The following is a 5,030-nucleotide window of genomic DNA, read 5'->3' on the forward strand; positions in this document are numbered from 1 at the left end:
TTATTATTCCAGCTTTCACAAAAATATTTCTCCAAGCGTTATCAACTTGATATTTCTCTACTGCCTTTGTGCGACGCGCGATAGCTTTTCTAATTTTTCTTTTCTTTAAATTAGTCATTCTCCTAACCTCACTTTCTTATAAAAGGATTATTTTGTTGAGTTTCTACAAAATGGTAATTGTTATATAATTAAATTATTAAAATATTAGGTGGTGATGTAGATGACTGAAGCAATCCGAATTGCTCTTTTCACTCTTGTAGGAATCAGTGCTGTATTCTCTGTAATTAAAGAATTTCAAAAACCCGAAAAAAGAAAATTTTGGATTACATTTGAAACTTTAGTTCTAATCGGGGCAGCCTGGATGTTAATAGGACTTCTCATGTAACCTACATAATTAGTAACCCCCTGAATAAAACTCAATATTCCGTTAATGCTGTAGATACATGGTTATCTTTCTCCGATTTCCTTACGCGGGCAGTTAGCTTTTGCTAGCTGCTCTTATTTCTTCATCAGTAGCATGCCTTAAAAATTCGATATGGACAAAACGCTCACTATTATCTACATATAAGTAAACCCAAACCAACGCTATTTCATCGGATGCCTTTGTTACTATTCCTAATCCCTGTAATTCTGGATAATCAGGATGATTCACCATTACAAAATCATCTTCTTGAAATCCCAATTCAAATTCCCCTTTGTTTTAAAATAGCGTTTTTATTTAAATTTCATAAAACCTCTCTTTATCCAAATAGGTTCAAAATTATCTATTTAGCATATATAATACTTTTAAACAATTTAAATTCTATACATAAGTAATGGAGGCTTTAAAATGGGAAATCTCCCAAATTTATCACCACAACAATCAATCTCAAAAAATAAAATTAACTCTAATAAGAATCAACAAACGAATAAAAAGCTAAGACGTCGTCTGTTATTAGCACTTGCTTTTATGCTACCTATGGTTATTTCCATTCAAATCTGCATTTACAAACAAGAAGATATGATTCAAGAAAAACAAATTACACTTAATAAAGAAAAGAAGAAATTGTCTGAATTAGAACTTATAGGACGTTATTTTGAAAACGATATTAAAACTTTAACAGAGAGCGAAGAAGGTATTTTAAAATTCGCAAGGAAACTGTATGGATTCTCCAGACCTGATGAAACTATATTTCAAATAACTGAATAACTTATCAATACATAAGCGATTGTCATTAATCATGAAGTGATTTAATGATCATCGCTTTTTATCAAAATTCTATCAAATAACTATTTTGTTAAATTTCTAGATTCAAAAAGTACTAACTTTATAAAATGAATTCATATACATTTATTGAATACATATTAAGTTCATATACAATCAAATAATTTAGGAGCTGATTAATATGACAAGCAAACCACTGGTAATAACGCTCCCCCCTATATCAAAAACCAAAATTACTTTTTATTCTTCTTCTGGTGACGTAATTAACCACACTTTTTTTTACAAACGAGACTTCAGAACCTATAGCAACGTTTGCATATTGTCCTATAGACTTTGGAAGATTTGAAACAAAAAGAATGCCAGTTCTTATAAAATAATTTTTCATTCTCCTTTACGAATAATCTTTTTTTACATTACACATACTATCCTCAATTCAGCTACACTCTTTTAAAACGGAGACTTCCCCTCCGGACTGTTTAGGCACTCGGCAGGTAACTTAGTCAATTACCTGCCATTTCCTATTCAAATAACATTTTTGTTTAAAAATTGCACAGCCATAGAAAACATACATACAATACCATGCGGTATTCTTTTTCAATTTTAATTTTGGCCAGAGCACCTTTTTAGGTGCTCTTTAACTTTAAAATAAGGATTTTGTTATATTCCTTGCACTTTTAAATGAGACAAGCATATGTTGTAGTATAGTGTTTCATCACTTATATACACTTCCTTTTTTCAAGAGTACATATTCGATATGTACTCTTTTTGCATCACTATAAAATAACGCTTTTATAAAGTAATTGATAGCCCTGCAAGCCTTTTATCATATATATAGAATTTTCTCCATACCGTATACAAAGATGAGATTTCTAGAAGATGATGGGAGGTAACATATGACTAACTCAAATATTTACGACTTCATCATGAAATACGCCCGAGGACCCCATTTTCATCAAGAATTCCCCATAATATTATTTTGGAGTCAAAAAAGCGGATGTACCTCACTTGCTCATTGGTTTTTTTATCAAATCAACTTGTTTAAGGAAGCCATTAAATATAATCCATTCATCCATAATTATGAGTTCGACATTTACAAAAATTCAGTTTACTACTTTACTGGACTTGCTAATGCATTATCCACAAATGAAAAACCGACATATAAACTTGTAAGAAACCCCTATAAAAGAGCAGTAAGTTCATTTCTCTCACTAATCGCTCCACCAAATATTGAACATCCCGAATGGCAACCAATTAGACAGTTTTTATATCATGATAAAAACTGCAATAAAAAAATCTCCTTTAAACTTTTTTTATATTACTTAAAAGCACATATGAATAATTTAGATGATGTGAACCCCCACTATGTGCAACAATATATCCAAGATGAAGAAAAGTTTGTTACAAACTATATTCACCTTGAAAATTTCTCTTCTGAAATCTCAAATTTAGAGAAGATATATGGCTTAAAGAAGTCCCCTTTAGATATACTAACTAAGTCATGGCATCATCAAAGTGGTATCACCATTTTTAAAGGTAACTATGCAGATGCTGATATTACCGATCCTCTATTCCCACGACTCCCAACATATGAAAGTTTTTATGACTCCGAAACTATTCAATTAGTTGAAGAAATTTTCAAAAAGGATTTCACTGTATACAAATACTCCTTAACTCCCCTCTAAAATATAGGCATTTTTATAATCAGAGGTTCATATTTATTACAGAGAAACTTAAGCCACCTACTTAAGTTTCCTCATAATACTCCTGCAAATTGAATGTGGGCACTATTTTATAGTGCCTTTTTTCTATTTTATTTTTAACAAAGGCTTTTAAGGATAAGCATCATACTATATTAGAGCAAGATGTATTTTATCCTTGTCTAAAAGGAGGGTTTTTCATTAATGCAACTTTAATTTCCCATTTCTATAATGAAGAGTATCTACTCCCTTGGTGGTTAATGCACCACACAAAATTATTTGATCACGGCATTCTTATTAATCGTGGGTCTACTGATCGTTCAGTTGAAATATGCAAATTATTTGCACCTCATTGGGAAATCCGCGATTCAAAAGTATTAGAATTTGATGCCGTATTAGTTGATCAAGAAGTAATGAACATAGAAAAAGAAATTACGGGATGGAAAATGGTGTTAAATACCACTGAATTTCTTTGCTGTGTTGATAAGCATGCCTTTTTCTCATCTCTTGCTACTTTAGGGAAAAACATGTACGCAATTAGGACTATTCTAATGGTAGATGATCCTACTCACGGTTATACCAATCCGAGATACGGAATTCCCCTTGTCAAACAACGTTATCATGGGAAAATACTCACCCCTAATCCACCTGCCCCATACTATGGCGGTAGATTAGTCCACAATCATTTTCATGGTAGTTATTGGGCAGGACGACATTGGTCACCGCATCTATTTATGATTTACATGTATCCCGCTTTCGTTTTAAAATTCTTTTACAGCCCCTGGAATACAGCTATGAAAAATAGAAAATTACAAATTGGTCCTACTCTTTCTAAACATAGCATCCAGCATGGATTAGGTACATATCACCTGGTAACACTAGATAAATTAGAAAAAAATTATATACACTTTACAAACTCAACTACTGACCTTCGATTAAACCAGGAATATCAGGTTTTATTTCCTGATTTATGTTTTCCTAACCATTAATACATCAAAAAACATTTTAAAACACGTCCACCGAAATCATAATTTGTATTCCATGTACGTAATACGGCTTCTTGATATTGATCTAATTCACTGATTTGATTGATATTCATCTTTAGCAGATCCCTAATCCAATCGGACGATTTTCAATTAAATACTTATCAGCCTGATCTATTACAAGGAGTGCAACCTCCGCTTGGTGCCTCCTTAACGCTTTTGCCATCTTCGGTAAACTCATACCTTGACTCCACATTTCACGAAAACGAACTACATCTCTTTCATCCCAAATGAAGTTAGCTTCCTCTAAAGCGATGTATATCTTTAATCTTGATTCTTTCATCACTTCACGATTTCTTGCTACACTCATAAGCGAACCTACTTTCTAAAAATAATTATTTTATCTTTTCAGTAAATTTAGTATCCACACGATCAACTTTACCGTTTACCCAAACCGCGACTTGCTCACCAAATCCGCTCATTGGTGGATTTATTGCTGTAACATTTCCGTCCTTAACTATTAAAAGTTTGTTGCTGCTAACATCAATTTCTATTTTTTTCATATGTCCCTCTCCTTTTACTACCGCATGTACTCGACAACATCAGGTTTAAATCCACTTCCTAAGTAAATCCGTACCGGAATTATTTCTTTTTTATCCCTTGCTGCCTTACACAATTCTTCAGCTATATCCCAATTGAAAAACTTATCTACAGCTCTATGAAATCTCCAAATTGCCATTACATACTGTTCAAAAATATCATAGCGATCATCTTGTTTAGTTGTGCGTGGTAATTCATCCGTACACTTTGCATTCGTTGGAACTTGGACGCGTACGTCAGCGTATGTAGTGCGTCCAGTTCCTCTCTTCACATTTGCCTTCATTACATCAAACTCACAAATTGCTGGCTCTACATCGAAAATGTTTAGTTGCTTAGGCATGTGCCATCCCACTCTTCTGAATAAGATCCAGTAATTCAATTGTCCCTTCCTTGCTTAAAAACATTCGGCCACCTAGCAACTCTATGTTGGTTTCAGAAACTTCACCCGTTACAAAGCATGACTTTTCATATTTTCTTAGAACAATGTTTTCACCCCATGCCCATCAACTTAAGAATCTAGACTACCCCCAAGTGTAAAAAAACGTT

9 protein-coding genes and 2 pseudogenes are annotated in these 5,030 nt (G+C 33.0%); 4 read left to right on the plus strand and 7 right to left on the minus strand.

Going from position 1 to position 5,030, the window contains the following annotated elements; genetic code table 11:
* Positions 1 to 118 (minus strand): DUF3983 domain-containing protein (locus CQ064_RS32740; protein ID WP_105559743.1); only part of this gene is annotated, 118 nt, incomplete at its 3' end.
* 102 nt (positions 119 to 220) lie between these two features.
* On the opposite strand from CQ064_RS32740, the gene CQ064_RS33905 reads away from it, so the two are divergent.
* Positions 221 to 385: a hypothetical protein gene (locus CQ064_RS33905; RefSeq protein ID WP_000133487.1), complete on the plus strand. Its 165-nt coding sequence runs from the start codon at positions 221 to 223 to the stop codon at positions 383 to 385.
* Between the two features lie 93 nt (positions 386 to 478).
* Here CQ064_RS33905 and CQ064_RS32750 read toward each other — a convergent pair whose 3' ends face one another.
* A complete protein-coding gene (locus tag CQ064_RS32750; protein ID WP_000506751.1) occupies positions 479 to 682 on the minus strand; it encodes a hypothetical protein in 204 nt (67 codons plus the stop codon).
* 147 nt (positions 683 to 829) lie between these two features.
* Between CQ064_RS32750 and CQ064_RS32755 the strand changes: the two genes are divergently transcribed.
* From CQ064_RS32755 to CQ064_RS32770, 3 genes are all read left to right on the plus strand, one after another.
* Entirely contained in the window at positions 830 to 1,189 is a 360-nt protein-coding gene (locus tag CQ064_RS32755; RefSeq protein WP_000527470.1) for an FtsB family cell division protein, read from the plus strand.
* Positions 1,190 to 2,097: 908 nt separating this feature from the next.
* Positions 2,098 to 2,886, plus strand: coding sequence for a sulfotransferase family 2 domain-containing protein (locus tag CQ064_RS32765; protein ID WP_000185202.1), 789 nt, complete (start codon positions 2,098 to 2,100; stop codon positions 2,884 to 2,886).
* Positions 2,887 to 3,161: 275 nt separating this feature from the next.
* Positions 3,162 to 3,890: a hypothetical protein gene (locus CQ064_RS32770; RefSeq protein ID WP_000546541.1), complete on the plus strand. Its 729-nt coding sequence runs from the start codon at positions 3,162 to 3,164 to the stop codon at positions 3,888 to 3,890.
* A 5-nt stretch (positions 3,891 to 3,895) separates the two neighbouring features.
* Here the strand turns inward: CQ064_RS32770 and CQ064_RS34485 are convergent.
* From CQ064_RS34485 to CQ064_RS32790, 5 genes and pseudogenes are all read right to left on the minus strand, one after another.
* Positions 3,896 to 4,000: pseudogene (locus CQ064_RS34485) on the minus strand (nucleoside triphosphate pyrophosphohydrolase family protein); the annotation flags it as partial.
* 2 nt (positions 4,001 to 4,002) lie between these two features.
* Complete coding sequence (locus tag CQ064_RS32775) at positions 4,003 to 4,254, minus strand: hypothetical protein (RefSeq protein ID WP_000109538.1); 252 nt, start codon at positions 4,252 to 4,254, stop codon at positions 4,003 to 4,005.
* 25 nt (positions 4,255 to 4,279) lie between these two features.
* Positions 4,280 to 4,447: a DUF3954 domain-containing protein gene (locus tag CQ064_RS32780; RefSeq protein WP_000717823.1), complete on the minus strand. Its 168-nt coding sequence runs from the start codon at positions 4,445 to 4,447 to the stop codon at positions 4,280 to 4,282.
* Positions 4,448 to 4,464: 17 nt separating this feature from the next.
* The gene (locus CQ064_RS32785; protein WP_001125966.1) at positions 4,465 to 4,824 is read right to left on the minus strand and encodes a hypothetical protein; all 360 of its coding nucleotides are present in this window, start codon (positions 4,822 to 4,824) and stop codon (positions 4,465 to 4,467) included.
* A pseudogene (locus CQ064_RS32790) lies at positions 4,817 to 4,978 on the minus strand (AbrB/MazE/SpoVT family DNA-binding domain-containing protein); the annotation flags it as partial. The gene CQ064_RS32785 and the pseudogene CQ064_RS32790, both read right to left, overlap by 8 nt.
* Between the last annotated feature and the right edge of the window lie 52 nt (positions 4,979 to 5,030).

Origin of the sequence: Bacillus sp. MYb78 (assembly GCF_002975115.1) — a bacterium.
Lineage (GTDB): Bacteria > Bacillota > Bacilli > Bacillales > Bacillaceae_G > Bacillus_A > Bacillus_A cereus.

What these genes read in the sequence shown, in the direction of transcription:
- CQ064_RS32755 (WP_000527470.1), top strand. Translation starts at nt 830, where the DNA reads ATGGGAAATCTCCCAAATTTATCACCACAACAATCAATCTCAAAAAAT.
- CQ064_RS32785 (WP_001125966.1), bottom strand. Translation starts at nt 4,824, where the DNA reads ATGCCTAAGCAACTAAACATTTTCGATGTAGAGCCAGCAATTTGTGAG.
- CQ064_RS32765 (WP_000185202.1), top strand. Translation starts at nt 2,098, where the DNA reads ATGACTAACTCAAATATTTACGACTTCATCATGAAATACGCCCGAGGA.
- CQ064_RS32770 (WP_000546541.1), top strand. Translation starts at nt 3,162, where the DNA reads ATGCACCACACAAAATTATTTGATCACGGCATTCTTATTAATCGTGGG.
- CQ064_RS33905 (WP_000133487.1), top strand. Translation starts at nt 221, where the DNA reads ATGACTGAAGCAATCCGAATTGCTCTTTTCACTCTTGTAGGAATCAGT.
- CQ064_RS32775 (WP_000109538.1), bottom strand. Translation starts at nt 4,254, where the DNA reads ATGAGTGTAGCAAGAAATCGTGAAGTGATGAAAGAATCAAGATTAAAG.
- CQ064_RS32780 (WP_000717823.1), bottom strand. Translation starts at nt 4,447, where the DNA reads ATGAAAAAAATAGAAATTGATGTTAGCAGCAACAAACTTTTAATAGTT.